Consider the following 16,965-nt stretch of genomic DNA (forward strand, 5'->3'; position numbering starts at 1 on the left):
GACGGCTGTGCGCCGCTGAGCGCCGCCCGGCCGTGCGGGCAGTCCCGTCACACCTCGTATTCGGCGTGACACCCCGAGAACGCGGGGTGTGGGGCCGGTTCCGGGGTGTGGGGCCGTTTCTACTGGGCTAGCCGCGGGGGCGGTACACGCGCAACGCCCGGGGCAGCAGGCGCACCTCGTAGCGGTACCCGTCGCGCTCGGCGGTGTCGGGCAGCGAGGTGTCGCCTTCGCCGTCGTGCGCGATCGCCGGGCGGAGCGCCCCCGCGACGGTCACCGCGAACCGCGAGGTGACCTCGGTCGAGAACGCCTCCTTCTCGGGCAGAAGACCGAGGAGGCGCAGGGTCGCCGTGCTCCTCGGGCCGAACGCGAGCGACGACAGCGCCCCGATACGGCCGAGTCTCGAGCCGGACGACAGGGTGCGGACCTCGAGCGAGCCGTCGTCGAGGGCCCGGCGCCGCATGGGCGAGACGACGTCGTCGTCGTTGCGGCCGACCCCGACGAAGACCGACCACGCCGTGCGCGCGGCCCCCTGGCGCACGGCGCCGCCATCGACCGTCGCACCGACGCTGGCCGCACCGGCGCCACCGCGGCTCACCGCATCGCCGTCCCGCTCGAAGGTCACCGTGCGCCCCCGTCGCAGGATCTGCACCCCGGACACGAGCCCGGCCACGCGCTTGCCCAGCCGCCCTTCGAGTCGGTCACGCTCGGCGAGGTAGTCGGCGTAGACGCCGAGGGCCGTGGCGTTGATCGCGAGGTGGTGCGGCTCGCCGTCGACGTCGACCGCGGCGACGTCGACCCGCGCACCGGTGCCGGCGGCGAGGGCGGCGACGGCCGTCTCGACCGAGTCCGTGCCGACCGCGCGGGAGAAGTGATCGAAGGTGCCGCCGGGCACGACGAGCAGCGGCAGATCGTGCTCGAGCGCGACGCGGGCGGCGGTCTCGACCGTCCCGTCGCCGCCGACGACCGCGAGCACCCGCGGAGGATTCCGCCGCCGCAGTTCGGCGGCGACCATCTCGCCGAGGTCGGTGTCGCCGAGCGACCTGTACCGCGCCTCCGGAAGCCGCTTGCGCAGCAGGGTCACGGGGTCTCGCCGACGAGCAGCCCCCGACGCCCCGTTCGAGACGACGAGCACGCCTTCGCCGCGCGACGACGCGGGCAGTCCGATCGGTTCGCCGGCCAGAGCGGCCGGGCCGACGGGGTGCGCCGGCACGGGCAGCACGAGCCGTCCCGCGACCGCGACCCCGGCGCCGAGCAGCGCGCCGCCGACCACGTCGGACAGCCAGTGCGCGCCGACCTTCAGCCGCGAGTAAGACACGGCGGCGGCCAGCGGAGCGAGCACGAGACCGGTGCGGGGCGACTCGAGCGCCACCCCGGTGACGAACGCGATCGCGCTGGCGGTGTGGCCGGAGGGGAAGGAGGCGCTCCGAGGCTGGCGACGCAGCTGACGGCCGATGGGCACGTCGTCGAGCAGAGGCCGCGGACCCCCGACGAGGTTCTTGCCGACCGCGTTGGCGATCAGGCTGGCCATCCCGAGCGAGAGCGCGCCGCGCGAACCGGCCCGGCGGTTGCCGACGAGCAGCAGCACGGCGGCGGTCGTCAGCCAGAGCGTGCCGTGGTCGGCCGAGTGCGAGAGGCGCTTCCAGGCCCGATCCGATCGGGGGTGCCGCTCGCGTCCGTTGATCAGGTTCGCGGCCGCGCGGTCGACACGGCGCACGCCCATCGGCAGGGTGATGACGGGGAGGATCCGTCGTCGGGCGGCAGGGACGTCGTGGTCGGGGAGCACGCGTCCACCGTACCCGGGGTCGCCTGGCGCTCGGTCGCGCGTCGGGCTGCGCCGATCGAGTGGTCGGAAGATGCTCTTCCGGGCGCCGGCAAGAGCATCTTCCGACCACTCGACGACGGGCGCCGCATGAAGGAGGACCAGCCGCGCCGGGTCAGGCGTGCCGCGCGCCCTCGCCGGCGATCACGGCCCGGTACCCCTCGCGGAACGTCGGGTACGCGAACGAGAACCCCGTCGCCCGCAGTCGAGCGTTCGAGAGCCGCTTGTCGCCGCCCGCCCGCCGCCCGGTGGGAGGCGCGCTCGGGGGAGCCTCGACCCCCAGCTCGTCCGCGAGGAACAGCAGCACGTCGTCGAGCCGGACGGACTCGTCGTCGACGCCGAGGTAGACGGCATCGGGCTGCGAGACCGCCGTCGTCAGGTGCACGATCGCGGCGGCGGCGTCGTCGCGGTGGATGCGGTTCGTGTGCGGCGACCCCCCAGGCTGGTCGGACAGCGTGGCCGCACCGCTGCGCACCTGCTCGATCAGTCGCTCGCGACCGGGCCCGTAGACCCCGCCGAGCCGCAGCAGCACCGCCTCGGGAGCCCGTTCGCGCAGCAGCCGCTCGGCCTCGAGCAGCACGTCGGCGGTCGGCGTCCCGCCGCGCGCCGGGGTCTCCTCCGTCACGAGTCCGCCGTCGGCGACGTCGTAGACCGCGGTCGACGAGACGACGAGGAGGCGCGGGTCGGCCGCCGACGCCGCGATCCCGTCGAGCACGTGGCGCAGCCCGTCGACGTAGGTGGCGCGGTACTCGCCCGGCGTGCGCGAGCCGGCCGCCAGAGCGACGACGACGACCTCGGTGTCGTCGTCGACCACGGGTGTCTCGCGACGGAGGTCGACCGAGCGACCCTCGATGCGGGCGGGCAGCAGGTCGGCGCGGCGGCGGAGTCCGACCACGCGGTGGCCGTCGGCGGCGAACCGCAGACCCGCCTCGGTGCCCAGGTCGCCGCAGCCCGCGATCAGAACGCTCATGCTCCGAGGCTATCCCTCGCGCGCCTCCTCGATCCGTGCCGGGGGCGCGGCGGCGTGCGCGTCAGAGGAGGTCGAGGGTCGCCTGGTCGGGCTCTCCGCCGAAGTACTTCGTCAGGGCGCGCCCGAACCGCGACTCGGCGGGCTCCGCCTGCGCGAAGAGGGTCAGCGACGAGCGCGCCTTCAGCGCGTCGACACCGCCGAACACCGCCTCGGCGTCGGAGGTCGGCAGGGCGAGCAGCACGTCCACGCTCTCGCACAGCCGCGGCCCGAGCAGGGGGTGCGCCAGGTACGCGCGGGCCTCTCCGATCGACCCGATCGCGTAGTGCTGCGCCGTCGCACTGCGACCCAGCCCCGCGATCTGCGGGAACACGAACCACATCCAGTGGCTCGTCTTGCGACCGTCGCGCAGCTCGGAGAGGGCGCGGTCGTAGGTGCCGTGCGCCTCCTGGGCGGTGACGAAGCGGGCGAGGTCGAACGGGTCGGTGGCGACGTCTGCGTCGGCGTCGCGGTCGCCGTCGCGGCTGTGCGGGTCGGAGTCGTGGGTGTCGCTCATCGCTCTGTTCTACGCCGCACCGGACCCGCTAGTCTGGTCGGCTGCCCACGGGGCGGCGCGCATCGACCGCACGCACCTGCGGCCGGAAGGCCCGACATGACCCCGACCGACCCGACGCCCGCCGCCGACCCGACCCCGGTCGCCGACCCGACGCCCGCCGCCGACCCGACCGACCCGACCCCAGCCGCCGACCCGACCGACCCGACGCCCATCGACCGAGCACCGATCGTCATCGAGCGCATCACCATCCCGCAGACGATCGACGCGCCCGACGCCGCCGACTTCGTCGAGACGGTCGCCGTCGAGAACGCGATCCGCGCCGACGCGATCGGCTCGGACGACTTGGCCTGGCTGCCCGACGAGCAGCTGCCGAACTGGCTCGACGCCTACAAGGACATGCGCTGGTACGTCGTCCGCGACGCCGGGCGCATCGTCGCGACCGGGTCGTACGAGAGCCGACTCGACGGCGACGGCGCGAGCACCGCCTACGTCGACGTGATGGTGCTCCCCTCGCACCGGCGCCGGGGGATCGGCTCGGCGCTGCTCGCCCACGTCGAGGAGGTCGCGCGCCGCGAGGGCCGGACCCAGGCGATCGCCTACGTGCGGTCGACCGGCGAGGCCGAGCCGCGCCTCCTGCCCCCCACCGGTGCCGGATCGGTCGGCGCAGGCGATGCGGCCGTGCAGCTGCTGCAGGGCGCCGGCTGGGTGCTCGGGCAGGTGGTGCGCTGCAGCCGCCTGGCGTTGCCGGTGGACGAGGAGGCGCTGGCCGGCATCCGAGACCGCGCCCGCGCCGCCGCCGGAGACGACTACCGACTGCACACCTGGGTCGGACGCTCACCCGAGCGGTGGCTCGACGACCTCGCCGCGCTCGAGACGCGGATGAGCACCGACGCCCCCTCGGGCGGGGTCGACGAGCCGGAGGACGTCTGGACTCCCGAGCGGTTCCGCGACGCCGAGGAGAAGGCGCTCGCCGGGCCGCGGACGCGTTTCACCGCCGTCGTCGAGCACGTGCCGACCGGGCGGCTGGCGGGGTTCAGTCAGCTCGAGGCGCCGGCCGAGCGGTCGCGACCGGCGTTCCAGCAGGACACCCTCGTGCTGCGCGAGCACCGCGGCCACCGACTCGGCTGGCTGCTGAAGATCGCGACGACCGACCTGCTCACCGCCGAACGACCTGGTCACCCCGGCGTCTTCACCTTCAACGCCGAGGAGAACCGCCCCATGCTCGACGTCAACGAGGCCGTCGGCTTCGTCCCCTTCGAGTACGAGGGGGTGTGGAGCAGGAGGCTCAGGCCGTGAAGTCGGCGCTGATCGTCGCGGTGACCTCGATGTCGGCGGGGTGCAGGGCGTAGACCACCGAACCGCCGTCGTCGAGCATCGAGGCGGCCATCAGCGAACGGGACGAGCCGAAGCCGAGGTGACCCGCGCCTCCTGAGCCTCCTTCGCCCGGTCGCAGCCCCGGCTCGTAGACGGCCTGCAGCACGGGGCTGCCGAGGCCCAGCGCGTCGGCGTAGTCGGAGGCGCGCGCCACGGCGTCGGCGACCGCGGCGAGACGGGCGTCCTGTTCGACCTCGGCGCGACGCGCGTGACCGAGCGACCACTCGATGCCGTCGATCGACACGCCCTCGACGTGCGCGAGCTCGCCGACCCAGTCGGCCAGCGCGGCGAAGTCCTGGAACCGCACCTCGATCGTCGACCGCGTGCGATACCGGACCGAGGAGGCGCGGCTCCCGTCGGGCGAGGCAGGCTCGGTCACGAGACCGACCGACACCGAGCGCGCCGTCCACCAGGTGGCCGCACCCTGCCGGCGCAGCACCGTCGCCTGCTCGGTGACCCGGTTGTGCACCGCGATGCCCTCGTCGACGACGGCCGCGCGGTCGTCGCCCTCGAGCTCGACCGCCAGCCGGAGCAGCCCCCGCTCGGCGTGATGACGGTGCGTGACGGTGCCCGAGACGACGATGTCGGCCATGTCTCCGCCGCCCTCTAGACGACCAGGTCGGTGCTGTCGGGCGCGTGCGTGCCCTCGGCGGTGACCGGGTTCGTGACCCTCGAGATGAACGCGTTCAGGTCGTCGAGCTCGTCTTGCGAGACGCCGTGGGCGAGCTCGGCGTAGACCTCGACGTCGGCGTCGGCGTGCTCGCCGAGCCACTCGACGGTGCGGGTCACGGCGTCGATCGGGATGACCTGGTCGGCGTCGCCGCGACCGTAGAAGACGGCGGGGCGCACCCGCGCGAGGGCGGCGTCGGCGTCTGCCGAGGCGGGGTCGGCGACCACGAAGCCGGCCAGCACGGCCGCGAATGTGAAGCGCTCGGGCGCGCGACGCAGCAGCTGCAGCGAGAGCGAGCCGCCCTGCGAGAAGCCGAGCAGGCTGACGCTCGTGTACGACCCGGTCAGCGAGTCGAGCCAGTCGAGGACGGCGGTCGCCGCCTCGTCGACCGGCGCGGGGTCGGGCGAGCCCGGCAGAGCGAGCGGGTACCACGAGAAGCCGTCGCCGTGAGGGAGGGGCGCTCGCAGCGAGGCGATCGCGAAGGCCTGCGGCAGATAGGGGGCCAGCCCGATCAGATCGCCCTCGTGCGAACCGACCCCGTGCAGCAGCACCAGCAGCGGCCGGCCGTCGCGCTCGGACTCGTCGACGGACCACGTGACCACGGAGGGATCGATCTGCACCATGGCCAGAGCCTATCCAGCGCCACCGTCGTCGTGTTCGCCCGTAGCGTTTTCGTCACCCGACCGTCACACGGGGTTGGTAGACATGCCCCATGAGCTCCGTGCAGACCCCTGACCCCAATCCCGGCTGGCTCTCGGAGGAGGAGCTCTTCCAGATACGTCAGCGGCTGCCGATCCTGTACGTCGAGGCGGTGCCGGTGCGGGTCGACGGCATGGGCGTCGTCACCGAGGTGGGCGTACTGCTGCGCGCCTCGTCGGAGGGCTCGATGTCGCGCATGCTCGTCTCGGGCCGCGTCATGTACGGCGAGAGCCTGCGCACGGCGCTCTTCCGCCACCTCGAGAAGGACCTCGGGCCGATGGCTTTCCCGCAGCTGCCGCTGTCGCCCGTGCCGTTCCAGGTCGCCGAGTACTTCCCGCTGCCGGGGTCGTCGGTCTACACCGACGCGCGTCAGCACGCCGTGTCGCTCGCGTACGTCGTGCCGGTCACGGGCACCTGCGACCCGCGCCAGGACGCCCTCGAACTCACGTGGCTGACGCCGCACCAGGCGGCGAGCGATGACGTGGCCGCCGAGATGGAGGGCGGGCGCGGCGCTCTGCTGCGCAGCGCCCTCGCCTCCGTCGGCGCCCTGCAGTAACCCGCCGCCGCGACCCCAGGAATCCGCTCAGACCCCAGGAAGCCGCTCAGACCCCAGCTCGCGCCCTGGGGTCTCAGCCACTTCCTGGGGTCTCGCGCCGCTATCCACAGGCGCGGAGCTGCAGGAGGCGCGGGTCGCGCCGGACCGGCAGGCTCGCTCCCATGGCGAACACCGACGACTCCCTCATCCGCCGTGCGACGTGGGTCCGAGGCGGCCGCGACGACCACGACCTCCGTCGCCGCGCCTCCTGCGGCGAACTCGTGCGGCTCGCCCCCGGCACCTACCTGCCGACAGCGATCTGGACCGCGGCCGATCAGCGCCAGCGGCACGCGCTGCGGGTCCGCGCCGTGGTCGGTCGGCTGGCGTCCGACGTGGTGGTCTCGCACGAGTCGGCCCTCGCCCTGAGCGGCTTCCCCCTGCTGGGGCGCTGGCCCGAGCGCGTCCACGTCGTCGATCGGCGACGGTCGCGGACCCTCTCGTCGTCGACCCTCGTCCGTCACGCGGCCGCTCTCGACGCCTCGGACGTGATGGAGAACTGGGGCATGCCCTCGGTCGTCCCCCTCAGAGCCGCTCTCGACGTGGTGCGCACCCGCGATCTCCACGGCGGACTCGTCGTGATCGACCACGGACTCCGGTCGGGGGCGTTCAGCCGTTCGGCTGCGAGGTCGCACCTCGATGCCCGGGCGAACCGGCGGGGCGTCCGGGTGGCGTCACTGGCTCTCGACCTCGCCGACCCGCTGTCGGAGTCGGCGGGGGAGTCGCTCAGCCGCGCGGGCATGTTCGAGGCGGGGCTGGTGCGACCGGTGCTGCAGAGGGAGTTCCGCGACGCCCGCGGCCTCATCGGCAGGGTCGACTTCTGGTGGCCGTGCTGCGGGGTGGTCGGCGAGTTCGACGGTCTCGTCAAGTACCTGGGGCGGGCCGAACGCAGGGGCCGCACACCCGAGCAGGTCGTGGTCGACGAGAAGATCCGTGAAGACCGGATCCGTGCGCTGCCCGAGGTGCGCGGCTTCGCCCGGTGGATCTGGGACGAGGCCCTGAAGGGGCGCCCGATGCTCGACCGGCTCGCCGCTGCCGGTCTCGCACGCTGCACGCACGCCCGATGACCGAGACCCCAGGAAACAGCTGAGACCCCCGTGCGCGCACGAGGGTCTCAGCGAGTTCCTGGGGTCAGGAGGCGCGGGTCAGCGACCGCCGCGCTGGCCGCCGCCGGTGCGGGCCTTGCCGCCGACGAGGCCGCCGACCTTCAGCGAGCCGGGGCGACCGCCCTCCGAGGAGGCGCGGCGTCCGCCGGAGCGCTGCCCGCCTTCGCGGGGGCCGCCCTGCGACGCCGCGAAGTCGGCCTGGTCGTTGCGGACGGCGTTGGTGCGGCTCTGGCCGCCGTCGCTCTGGGCGCGGCGTCCGGTCTGGCGGGTGCCACGGGTCTCGTCGCGGCCGGCATCGCGGCCGCCGTCGCGCACCGGGGTCACGGCGCCACGGCCGGACTCGGTCGAGTAGAAGGTCGAGGCGCCACCGCGGGGGGCGGCGTCGCGGCGCGCGCCGCCGTCGCGGCCGGCACCCTGGCGTCCGCCGTCACGCGAGCCACCCGAGCGGGCTGCGCCGTCGCGACCGCGACCGGTCTCGGAGCCGCGACCCGCGCCTCCTTGGCGTCCGTCGCGCGAGCCGCCGGCCGATGCCGCCGCGGGGCGACCCGAGCGGTCCTGGCGGGCGATGGGGTTGCCCTGCGAGTCCTGACGGGCGGCGCGCTTGCGCTGCGCGTTGGCGCCCTGCGAGCGACCGCCGCCACCCTGCTGCTGCTGCACGGCGGCACGGGGGGCGGGCTTGACGTACGCGGCGACCTCGCCGACCAGCGCGGCGACCTCGGGCGAGGACGGCACGACGGCGGTGATGGTCGGGCGGATGTCGGCCTTCTTCATCAGCTGGGCGACGTCGCGCTTCTGGCTGGGGATGACGAGGGTGACGACGTCGCCCTCGGCGCCGGCGCGGGCGGTGCGGCCCGAGCGGTGCAGGTACGCCTTGTGCTCGGTGGGCGGGTCGACGTGGATGACGAGCTCGATGTCGTCGACGTGCACACCGCGCGCGGCGACGTCGGTGGCGACGAGCACGCGGGCGCTGCCGTCTTGGAAGGCGGCGAGGTTGCGGTCGCGCTGCGGCTGCGACAGGTTGCCGTGCAGGTCGACGGCGGGGATGCCGGCGTCGGTCAGCTTCTTGGCGAGCTTCTTGGCGTGGTGCTTGGTGCGCATGAAGAGGATGCGACGGCCCTTGCCGCCGGCCAGCGTCTGCACGAGGGCGTTCTTGCTGTCGAGGTCGGGGGTCTCGAACACGTGGTGGGTCATCTTGGCGACGGGCGAGTTGGCCTCGTCGACGGAGTGCAGCACCTCGTTGTGGAGGAACTGCTTGACCAGCTTGTCCACGCCGTTGTCGAGGGTCGCGCTGAAGAGCAGGCGCTGACCGTCGGTCGGAGTGGCCTTCAGGATGCGCGTGACACCGGGCAGGAACCCCAGGTCGGCCATGTGGTCGGCCTCGTCGAGCACGGTGATCTCGATGGCGTCGAGCTTGACGAAGCCCTGCTTCATGAGGTCTTCGAGGCGGCCGGGGCAGGCGATGATGATGTCGACGCCGGCCTTGAGGGCCTGCACCTGACGGTTCTGCGAGACGCCGCCGAAGATGGTGGTGGTGCGCATGCCGTAGGCCGCGGCGAGCGGGGCCAGGACGGCGTCGATCTGCGTGGCGAGCTCGCGGGTGGGGGCGAGCACCAGGCCGAGGGGGCGACCGGCGCGACGCTGACCGCCGGCCAGCTTGCCGCCGAGGCGCGCGGCCATCGGGATGGAGAACGCGAGGGTCTTGCCCGAGCCGGTCTTGCCGCGGCCGAGCACGTCGCGCCCGGCGAGGGTGTCGGGCAGGGTGTCGACCTGGATCGGGAAGGCGGTGGTCTTGCCCTCTGCCGTGAGCGACTTGACGATCGGGGCGGGGACGCCGAGCGAGCTGAAGGTGACGGTGTCGGCCGTCTCGTCGACGGTCGAGCCGTCGGGGGTGGTGTTCTCGGTGTCGAGGGTGTTCGTTGACATGTGGTGCACCTTTCGGGGCATCGGTGTCGAGCCGGGCCAGGCTGCGTGACCACCGTGTCGGGCGACGACGTCGTGCTGACGTGTTCGCGCGAAGGCGGGGCAGTGCCGGGAGAACGGCTGTCGTAGCCGGGCTCGAGATGTGGCGACGGTGCAGGTGTGCACGATCGTTTCGCCGCAGAGTGAGCTTCGCGCGCCTGCTGGTCTGCCTGGGTGTGTGCCAGGACGGGAGAGGCGGGGAGGGGCGTGCTACGACGCAGGGAGCCGGTCAGGCCGACTCGCAAGTGACCCCAGCCTAGCGGAGGTGCACGGAAAGCGCGACGGGGGTGCCGAGGAGGCGCGGGTCCTCTACGGACGGCAGCGCGCCCCGAAGGTGGCTTCGGCGAGCATCGATGCTGCGAGCAGGCAGACGGGCATCAGGGCGAACATGGTCCATTGGGTGTGACCGAAGCGATGCGGTGCCGCAGACCTTCGACGCGACCCTGTTCGGGGCCCGAGTTGAGCCCATACGGGGGCGATGGTGAGAAGTGCTGTCGATGTCACGGCCAGGGTGATCGTCGTCTGCAGGATCATGGTCGCCATCTGCTGGGAGCCCCAGAGTCCTAGTATCCAGATGGCCGAGACGAGAAACCAGGCAGGCAGTGCGGTGAATACGAATCCCAGCATTGCACCGGCGCGGACGCCTCTTGTGACGGAGGCTGCCTTCTGGCTCTGATCACGTCGGGATACGAAACGTCCGCTCCCTATCAGAATGAAACCTGTCAGGGTCGTCGCCAGACCGATCCTGATCAATTGCACAGGCCGGACGCCTCCACATACTGTCTCAAGAGCCCAGATCGACAGTACGAGGCTCTGCGCCCCGATGAGTGCGAATGTGATGAGTGCAGAGCAGAGGGTGAGCAGCCTGGTGATCAGAATCGGACTCATGAGCTGCCTAGAAATAGATCGACGAGCCTTGTCGAAGCGGCATCGAGAAGCTCGGGTGGGGTCATCAGTACTCCCCGCGCCAAGTCCAACTCGTCACGGATAAGACGGTGACGGCGACGAGTGCCCCGGCGAGTATTCCGAGAATCAATCTCCGGTTTTCACGTGAGACGCACGGACGCGCCTCGATATCGAGGGCGATCAAGCTGATACTCGCGGGAGCTATGGCCAGTAAGAGGTAGGCGATGGTCAGGAATGCGGTCACCCAGTCGCGAGTCGAATTCGGCCCGGCCACGATGTAGACAGCATGGAATGCGATGTAGCACACCGCGAGTAGAGCGACGATCACATGGAGAACGCGCATGAAGAAGCGCGGCTGTCTGGCAGTCGATCTGCGCGACTGGAGCGAGTCCACGCATGCGTGAAGACAGAGAATAGTGACGACGAGGAGAATGCTGCACGTCAGGAGGGTGGGCCCAAGGACGGCGCTGCGAAAGAGACCAGCGAGTGTTAGCGGGTATAAAGCGCCCAGTGTGAGAGTGCTCCAGAACCTCCAATGGCGTCTCGCTGTGGTCACATCCCGGCATTGATGATCGCGAGCCACCGGTTGTCTCGCGTCTGCCGACAGTGGGTCTCTCCGCAGGTGTACGTCATCTGCAGTGAACATGGTAGGCAGTATGTCTAACGACTGGTAGTAATACAAGTGGGGGGTAGCGAGCCCCACCAGGGATGACGTTCTTCACTCCTGAGCGTCAGCCAGGCGACTTCGGAAGCATCAAGCCTCCGTTCGAACGACGCCTCAGCGCACCGTCCCGTAGCGCTCGCCGACGGGGATCTCCACGGCGACCGTGTTGCCCGGCTGGGCGAGGGGGCAGGCCCAGGCGGGGTCGTAGGCGCAGCTCGGGTTGTAGGCGAAGTTGAAGTCGAGCACGATCGTGCCGGGCTCGGTGCCCGCGCCGAGGTCGGCGCCCTTGACCGAGTCGATCAGGTACCGACCGCCTCCGTACGTCCCTCCCGGCTTGCCGGCCAGCGCATCCTTCACCGGCACGAACAAGCCGCCACCGTACTGCACGAGCTTCCACACGTCGAGCCTCCCGACGCCGGGCACATCCGCTACCCCGACGAGGTCGAACTGCACATCGCCGTCGGTGCCCGTCTCGACGACCATGCGTCGCGTCTCGACCGGCTCGACGACGACCTCGAACCGCCAGGCCGGGTCGTACGGAGTGGTCGGCAGTCCCGTGAAACCGGGCCGGTCCTCCGGCAGGAGCGGCGTCGACGGGTGCGTCGTGAACAGCTCGTCGCGGGTGCGTCGCCAGAGGTCGTGCGCCTCGACCAGATCGGCCGACTCGCGCACGTCGCGGTACAGGCGGTGGATGGTCCGACGCCACGACGCGATGTCGAGCGCCGACCGAGCCGCGCTGGGGACCGAGGCCCCGGGCACGTCACTCCCTGCCGCGGCCACAGGGGTCGCGGAGTCGGATGCAGCAGAAGACGAGGAGGCGCGGGTGGGGTCGGTCACGTCACCCACCGTACGCAGCGCCTCCGACACTGCTCGCGCCTCCTTCTCAGGTCCGCGATGCTCCGGCGCCCGCCCGTCGAGCGCCTTCTAGGCGTGCTTCGGGTGCGTCGGCGCCCCGCGCCAGGTCGGCGCGAGCGCCTTCATGCGGAGTGCGCGCCACTGCCAGGTCGCCCAGAGCCCGGGCCAGAGCAGCAGGCCGAGGGCGCCGGCGTGGAATTCCATGCGGTCGCGCAGCAGCGTCCCGTCCGGGCCGTCGGGCGAGACCGCCATCCGGTGGTTGATGCGCATCCGGGCGAACTGGCCGCTCGTGCCCGTGCCGGTGTCGCGCTGGATCCACGCCCCGTCGCGCTCGTGCCAGTCGAGGTCGACGTGCGTGCTGCCGAGGGGCAGGACGCCGAGGATGCTCGCCGAGACGGGATGCGCCTCCTCCGTCCAGCGCTCGGGGAAGCCCTCGGGCGCATCCGAGCGGTACTTCACCAGGGGCGTCGTCACGGCGACCATCACGCGGGGGTCGCGGAGGGCGTCGGTCGCGACGTCGACGGGGCAGGCGAGGCGGATCTTGAGCTGCACGTGCATGCGTCGATCCAACTCCTGCGGGCTGTGGAGGGGGCCGCCTGTGGAGGGGCGGCGCGGGCGCGGGGGCTCTGGGTGGGCTCGCCTGTGGAGGGGACTCGCCGGTGGAGGGGCCGAGGAGGCGCGGGTCGCGGCGGTCCGTCATCGCGCGTCATGCTCGGCCACCGCCCCGCTCGCCCGACCTACTGTGGAGGGATGAACGCGCACGGCCAGCAGAAGTACCAGGTCAGGCTCGACCACGGCATCGCCGGAGCCGGCCGCATCGCACCCGGCGCCCACCTCGTCGTGGTCGTCGACGCCCTCGACGGGCACGGGCTGCTCTCGACCGACGAGACGGTCGCCGCCGTGCTCGATGCCGTCGCCGAGGGGTCCGAAGGGGCTGACCGGATCGAGGGCGCCGACGACACCGAGCGCGGCGACGGGCCCGTGCAGGCCGAGACCGTCGAGCTGCTGCTCGTGACGACCCCCGCCGACGCCGACGGAGTCGCCCGCCGCGTGCTCGAGCGGCAGGCCGACCGGGGCGACCGCGCCGTCGTCGCGATCGTCGCCGCCGGCGCCGTCGAGCCCGACGGCTTCCGCCCCGCGGTCGAGGATCAGCTCGCCGCCGGAGCCGTCGTCGACGCGCTCGCCGCGGTCGGCATCGACTCGTCGTCGCCCGAGGCGGCCGTCGCCTGCGCCGCCGCGGTGTCGCTCCGGCGGGCGACGTCGCACCTGCTCACGGCGTCGGCCTCGGCGGGAGAGCTCGTCGCGACCGGCCGGGCCGACCTCGTGTCGGCGACCCGCGCCTCCTGAGCTGCGCCGCGCCTCCTGGGCCGCGCCAGTGCCGACTGTCGGGGGCGCGGCGTAGCCTGTGCCGCATCGCGACCACCCGTCGCCCGAATCGCTGGAGGAACCATGAAGGCAGTGCTCACCGACGGAACCGTCGTCGCCGAGGCCCCGAAAGACGAGCTCGTCTCGATCGAGGGCAACTGGTACTTCCCGCCGTCGAGCGTCGACGAGAGCCTGCTCGAGAAGAGCCCCACCCAGTACCACTGCCCGTGGAAGGGCGACACCCAGTACTTCAGCGTCCGATCGGGCGACACCCTGCTGAAGGACCGCGCCTGGAGCTACCCCACCCCCATCCCGTCGTCGTTCGACCGCGTCGGCTCGGACTACTCGGGCTACGTCGCCTTCTACAACGACGTGCAGATCGTCGACTGACCCGAGGAGGCGCGGGTCGGGCCCGTCAGGCCGCACTCGTCGCCGCGACGCCAGGTCGCCACGCGCCACGACGCCACGTCGCCAGGTCGCCACAGCGCCACGACGCCAAAAGATGGACACGACGCCAGGTTTATACGTGGCGTCGTGTTCACTTTCTGGCGTCTTAGGGGGAGCGGCGCGGGGGTGCTGGCGTCTTAGGGGGAGCGGTGCGGGGGTGCTGGCGGTGCGGCGGGTGCAGCGCGAGGCGGGTGTAGGCGGCGAGGCGGGTGCAGCGCGAGGCGGCCGAGCGGGCGGGCGCTGCGGCGGGGGTCAGTGGGCGGCGGTGCGCTGGCGGTGCGCTCGCACCTTGGCGCGGTTGCCGCAGCGCTGCATCGAGCACCAGCGGCGGCTGCCGGCACGCGACTCGTCGTAGAAGACCAGCCCGCACGCCTCGTTCGAGCAACGCCGCATCCGCGAGTCCGGCCCGCCGCCGAACCCGACGGTCGTGAACAGCGCGACCGCATCGCGGGCGACCGATGCCATGGCCTGCCCCAGCCGGAGCCGCCCCGCGCCGGCCTGACGCCGACCACCCTCGAGCGACGGCGGCACGTCGGGCAGCGCGGCGAAGAGGTTGAGCGTGTCGACGTCCTGCGGATCGGTCGAGGTGCCGTCCGCTGCGGCCACGGCGAGTCGGGCGATCGCGTCGCGCAGACCCCGGGCGTCGGCGAGCTCGCGATCGCCCGCGGCACCGGCGACCCCCTCGAAGCGCTCGCCGATCCAGTCGTCGAGGTCGGGCGGCAGCAGCAGGCCGTCCCACGGGGTCGACCCGTCGGCGGGCAGCGCGAGCCCGGACTCGGGGCCGAAGCGCGAGCCGGCGCGGAACCCTCCGAGGTAGGCGAAGTCGAGCCCGAGCGAGCCCGAGTCGAAGAACCAGCGGGTGTCGGTGTCTGATCTGAGCCACTGTCCGGTCTGCACCGAACCACTCTAACCGGTTACGCGCCTCCTCGGCTCCCGCTCTGCCCTGCCCTGCCGCGCTGCTCAGGGCTCGCGCTTCGTCCAGGTGATGAGGTGGTCGGGGTCGTACCTGCGCGAGCAGCGCCCGCACGACAGCGGGCGCTTCGGCTCGCGGTACCGGAAGTGCTCGTGCCCGGCCGAGCAGAGGCCCACCCACGGAGCGAGATCCGACGCGATCGCCCCGTCGTGCAGACGGCTGCCGATGTAGCCGAGATCGGTCGCGACGGACTTCCAGCGCGGTCCGTGCCCCGCCTTCGACCCGGCGAGGGCGTGCGCCACCTCGTGCAGCAGCACCTGGTGGATCTCGTCGTCGTCGTACCGACCGGCCAGGTGCTTCGACACCGTGATGCGCTTCTGCGTGTAGTTGCACAGGCCGGCGCGGGTCTTGGCGTTGTCGAAGCCGAAGCTCCAGACGGCGGGGTCGAGATGCAGGGCGATCAGCGCGTCGGCCCAGCGCCTCACCCGATCGAGATCGGCCATGAGCGGATCAGGAGGCGCGGGTCGCGCGAGGCACGCCCGTCACGCCGAGCACGCGAGGTGCCGCGCACGCCGAGGAGGCGCGGGTCACCGGGGCGGGAACGGCCAGGTCGACGGCTGGTCGTCTTTGGGCAGGGCGTCGACGACTCCGGTGACACCGGTCGCGCCGGGTCGGGTCGTGTCGGCGTCCTCGTCGTCGGGTCGGCCAGAGGTCGCACCGCGGTCCGACCGAGGGGACGAGTCACGGAACCGGTCGCCCTCGCGGTGACCGGCGGCGTTCGCGGCGAGGCTCGAGATCTTGCCCCACAGGCTCGTGTCGGCTCGCACCGGGCGGTCGCTCTCGGGGGCGGGCGGCACCTCGTCGCGCCGGGCGTGGCGGGCCGCACGTTCGTCGGAGTCGTCGGTGCGCGTCGCGGCGGCCCGCGCGGCGGCCGCGGGGTCGACGAGCGACTCGGACGGCAGACCGCCGGTGGGGTTCGTGTCGCCGGGGCGGGGAGCGTCGTGACCGGCGTCGAAGACCTCGGCCGCGCCTCCGGAAGCGGGGTCGTCGAGCTGCTCGACCGACTGGCCGTCGGTCTGCGCGAGGTAGGCCCGGAGGATGTCGTCGATGGCGTTCTGCAGATCCACCGCGCGATCGCGCGGGGCGCCGCTCGCCGAGTAGGCGGTCAGCGCGTGGGCGAGACTCGCCCGCGCCTCGTCGTGGCGGCCGGGCTCGAGCAGCGTGTAACCCTCGAGCTCGGCGGCCGCGGCCTCGAGCTCGCGCCACTCTTCGGTCGACGCCGTGATGAGACTCGTGTGCAGGTCGTTGAGCGCACGCTCGAGCTTGCCCTGCTCACGGAAGATGTGCGCCCGACGGATCCGCGCAGCCGTCGAGTCGGCCCGATCGCCGGTGAAGTGCGCGAGACGGAAGGCCTCTTCGGCGATCGCCAGGGCCTCGTCGAGACGACCGAGCAGCCTCAGCAGATCGGCGCGCTCGCCGAGGGCCGAGGTGCTGCGGCTCTGCCCGAGCGCCCCGAGGCGGGCCTCGGCGGCGGGCACGTCGACCGCCGTGCGGAGGCTGATCGGCTCGAAGCCGCCGGCCCCGCCCAGCCTCGAGCCGGCAGGCGCGGCGAGGCCCGGGGGCACGCTCTGGGGGCGGGCGCTGCCGGGTGCGGATCCGAGGTGGGGGTCGTGCTCGCTCATCGTGTACGAGGGTAACCGCCCGCCCCGCGAACGGACCGCACGGCGCGCAGGCTCACCCGCTTGCCGCCCCGATTCGCGACGCATCCGCCGTCGCAGTGGTGGACGAGGTGCCTCGAAGCGGTGGCGCGGGGTGGGCGGGGCGGCGCTGCGCCGGGCTGGTGGACGAGGTGCCTCGAAGCGGGGCATCGGGGCCGCGGGGGCAACGTTTCGGGGCACTTCGACGCGCGGGGAGCGCGGGTGGGATGGGCGCGGGAGGCGCGGGGCGGGGCGGTGGCGAACGAGGTGCCGCAAAGCGGGGGGTCGGGGGCGGGGGAGCAACGTTTTGGGGCGCTTCGATGCGCGGGGGGCGCGGGCGCGGGCGCGGCGGTGGCGAACGAGGTGCCGCAAAGCG

17 protein-coding genes are annotated in these 16,965 nt (G+C 72.7%); 5 read left to right on the top strand and 12 right to left on the bottom strand.

Annotation, left to right across the window (positions count from 1 at the left end):
• Window positions 1–127 precede the first annotated feature (127 nt).
• From IFT51_RS10090 to IFT51_RS10100, 3 genes are all read right to left on the bottom strand, one after another.
• Window positions 128–1,783: a bifunctional phosphatase PAP2/diacylglycerol kinase family protein gene (locus IFT51_RS10090; protein ID WP_192060970.1), complete on the bottom strand. Its 1,656-nt coding sequence runs from the start codon at window positions 1,781–1,783 to the stop codon at window positions 128–130.
• 151 nt (window positions 1,784–1,934) lie between these two features.
• Window positions 1,935–2,789, bottom strand: coding sequence for an NAD-dependent epimerase/dehydratase family protein (locus IFT51_RS10095; RefSeq protein ID WP_192060971.1), 855 nt, complete (start codon window positions 2,787–2,789; stop codon window positions 1,935–1,937).
• A 61-nt stretch (window positions 2,790–2,850) separates the two neighbouring features.
• Window positions 2,851–3,342 carry a DUF1810 domain-containing protein gene (locus IFT51_RS10100; RefSeq protein WP_192060972.1) on the bottom strand — a complete coding sequence of 164 codons (492 nt, stop codon included), beginning with the start codon at window positions 3,340–3,342 and terminating at the stop codon, window positions 2,851–2,853.
• Window positions 3,343–3,438: 96 nt separating this feature from the next.
• On the opposite strand from IFT51_RS10100, the gene IFT51_RS10105 reads away from it, so the two are divergent.
• On the top strand, window positions 3,439–4,638 hold the full coding sequence (locus tag IFT51_RS10105; protein ID WP_192060973.1) for a GNAT family N-acetyltransferase: 1,200 nt from the start codon (window positions 3,439–3,441) through the stop codon (window positions 4,636–4,638).
• On the opposite strand, the gene IFT51_RS10110 is transcribed toward IFT51_RS10105, so the two are convergent.
• Both IFT51_RS10110 and IFT51_RS10115 read right to left on the bottom strand, forming a co-directional pair.
• Complete coding sequence (locus IFT51_RS10110; RefSeq protein ID WP_192060974.1) at window positions 4,628–5,308, bottom strand: SIMPL domain-containing protein; 681 nt, start codon at window positions 5,306–5,308, stop codon at window positions 4,628–4,630. The two genes, IFT51_RS10105 and IFT51_RS10110, sit on opposite strands and share 11 nt — an antisense overlap.
• 14 nt (window positions 5,309–5,322) lie before the next feature.
• Window positions 5,323–6,009 carry an alpha/beta hydrolase gene (locus tag IFT51_RS10115; protein ID WP_192060975.1) on the bottom strand — a complete coding sequence of 229 codons (687 nt, stop codon included), beginning with the start codon at window positions 6,007–6,009 and terminating at the stop codon, window positions 5,323–5,325.
• A gap of 89 nt (window positions 6,010–6,098) precedes the next feature.
• Between IFT51_RS10115 and IFT51_RS10120 the strand changes: the two genes are divergently transcribed.
• A complete protein-coding gene (locus IFT51_RS10120) occupies window positions 6,099–6,641 on the top strand; it encodes an NUDIX hydrolase family protein (protein ID WP_192060976.1) in 543 nt (180 codons plus the stop codon).
• 161 nt (window positions 6,642–6,802) lie between these two features.
• Complete coding sequence (locus IFT51_RS10125; RefSeq protein ID WP_192060977.1) at window positions 6,803–7,744, top strand: hypothetical protein; 942 nt, start codon at window positions 6,803–6,805, stop codon at window positions 7,742–7,744.
• A 78-nt stretch (window positions 7,745–7,822) separates the two neighbouring features.
• Here IFT51_RS10125 and IFT51_RS10130 read toward each other — a convergent pair whose 3' ends face one another.
• The 4 genes from IFT51_RS10130 to IFT51_RS10145 all read right to left on the bottom strand — a co-directional run bounded on the left by IFT51_RS10130 (window position 7,823) and on the right by IFT51_RS10145 (window position 12,725).
• Window positions 7,823–9,706 (bottom strand): DEAD/DEAH box helicase, encoded by a 1,884-nt coding sequence (locus IFT51_RS10130; protein WP_192060978.1) that lies wholly within the window; start codon window positions 9,704–9,706, stop codon window positions 7,823–7,825.
• Between the two features lie 345 nt (window positions 9,707–10,051).
• The gene (locus tag IFT51_RS10135; RefSeq protein ID WP_192060979.1) at window positions 10,052–10,630 is read right to left on the bottom strand and encodes a hypothetical protein; all 579 of its coding nucleotides are present in this window, start codon (window positions 10,628–10,630) and stop codon (window positions 10,052–10,054) included.
• A gap of 796 nt (window positions 10,631–11,426) precedes the next feature.
• Complete coding sequence (locus IFT51_RS10140) at window positions 11,427–12,071, bottom strand: DUF1684 domain-containing protein (RefSeq protein ID WP_192061125.1); 645 nt, start codon at window positions 12,069–12,071, stop codon at window positions 11,427–11,429.
• Window positions 12,072–12,236: 165 nt separating this feature from the next.
• A complete protein-coding gene (locus IFT51_RS10145) occupies window positions 12,237–12,725 on the bottom strand; it encodes a hypothetical protein (RefSeq protein ID WP_192060980.1) in 489 nt (162 codons plus the stop codon).
• A gap of 192 nt (window positions 12,726–12,917) precedes the next feature.
• Between IFT51_RS10145 and IFT51_RS10150 the strand changes: the two genes are divergently transcribed.
• Window positions 12,918–13,514 carry a hypothetical protein gene (locus IFT51_RS10150; RefSeq protein WP_192060981.1) on the top strand — a complete coding sequence of 199 codons (597 nt, stop codon included), beginning with the start codon at window positions 12,918–12,920 and terminating at the stop codon, window positions 13,512–13,514.
• Between the two features lie 102 nt (window positions 13,515–13,616).
• Window positions 13,617–13,922 carry a DUF427 domain-containing protein gene (locus IFT51_RS10155; RefSeq protein ID WP_192060982.1) on the top strand — a complete coding sequence of 102 codons (306 nt, stop codon included), beginning with the start codon at window positions 13,617–13,619 and terminating at the stop codon, window positions 13,920–13,922.
• 309 nt (window positions 13,923–14,231) lie between these two features.
• Here IFT51_RS10155 and IFT51_RS10160 read toward each other — a convergent pair whose 3' ends face one another.
• From IFT51_RS10160 to IFT51_RS10170, 3 genes are all read right to left on the bottom strand, one after another.
• On the bottom strand, window positions 14,232–14,876 hold the full coding sequence (locus IFT51_RS10160; protein WP_192060983.1) for a CGNR zinc finger domain-containing protein: 645 nt from the start codon (window positions 14,874–14,876) through the stop codon (window positions 14,232–14,234).
• Between the two features lie 63 nt (window positions 14,877–14,939).
• Window positions 14,940–15,395: a SprT-like domain-containing protein gene (locus tag IFT51_RS10165; protein ID WP_192060984.1), complete on the bottom strand. Its 456-nt coding sequence runs from the start codon at window positions 15,393–15,395 to the stop codon at window positions 14,940–14,942.
• Between the two features lie 84 nt (window positions 15,396–15,479).
• On the bottom strand, window positions 15,480–16,574 hold the full coding sequence (locus IFT51_RS10170) for a M48 family metallopeptidase (protein WP_192060985.1): 1,095 nt from the start codon (window positions 16,572–16,574) through the stop codon (window positions 15,480–15,482).
• Window positions 16,575–16,965 lie beyond the last annotated feature (391 nt).

This window comes from Frigoribacterium sp. CFBP 13712 (assembly GCF_014842255.1).
In the GTDB taxonomy this organism is placed as follows: domain Bacteria; phylum Actinomycetota; class Actinomycetes; order Actinomycetales; family Microbacteriaceae; genus Frigoribacterium.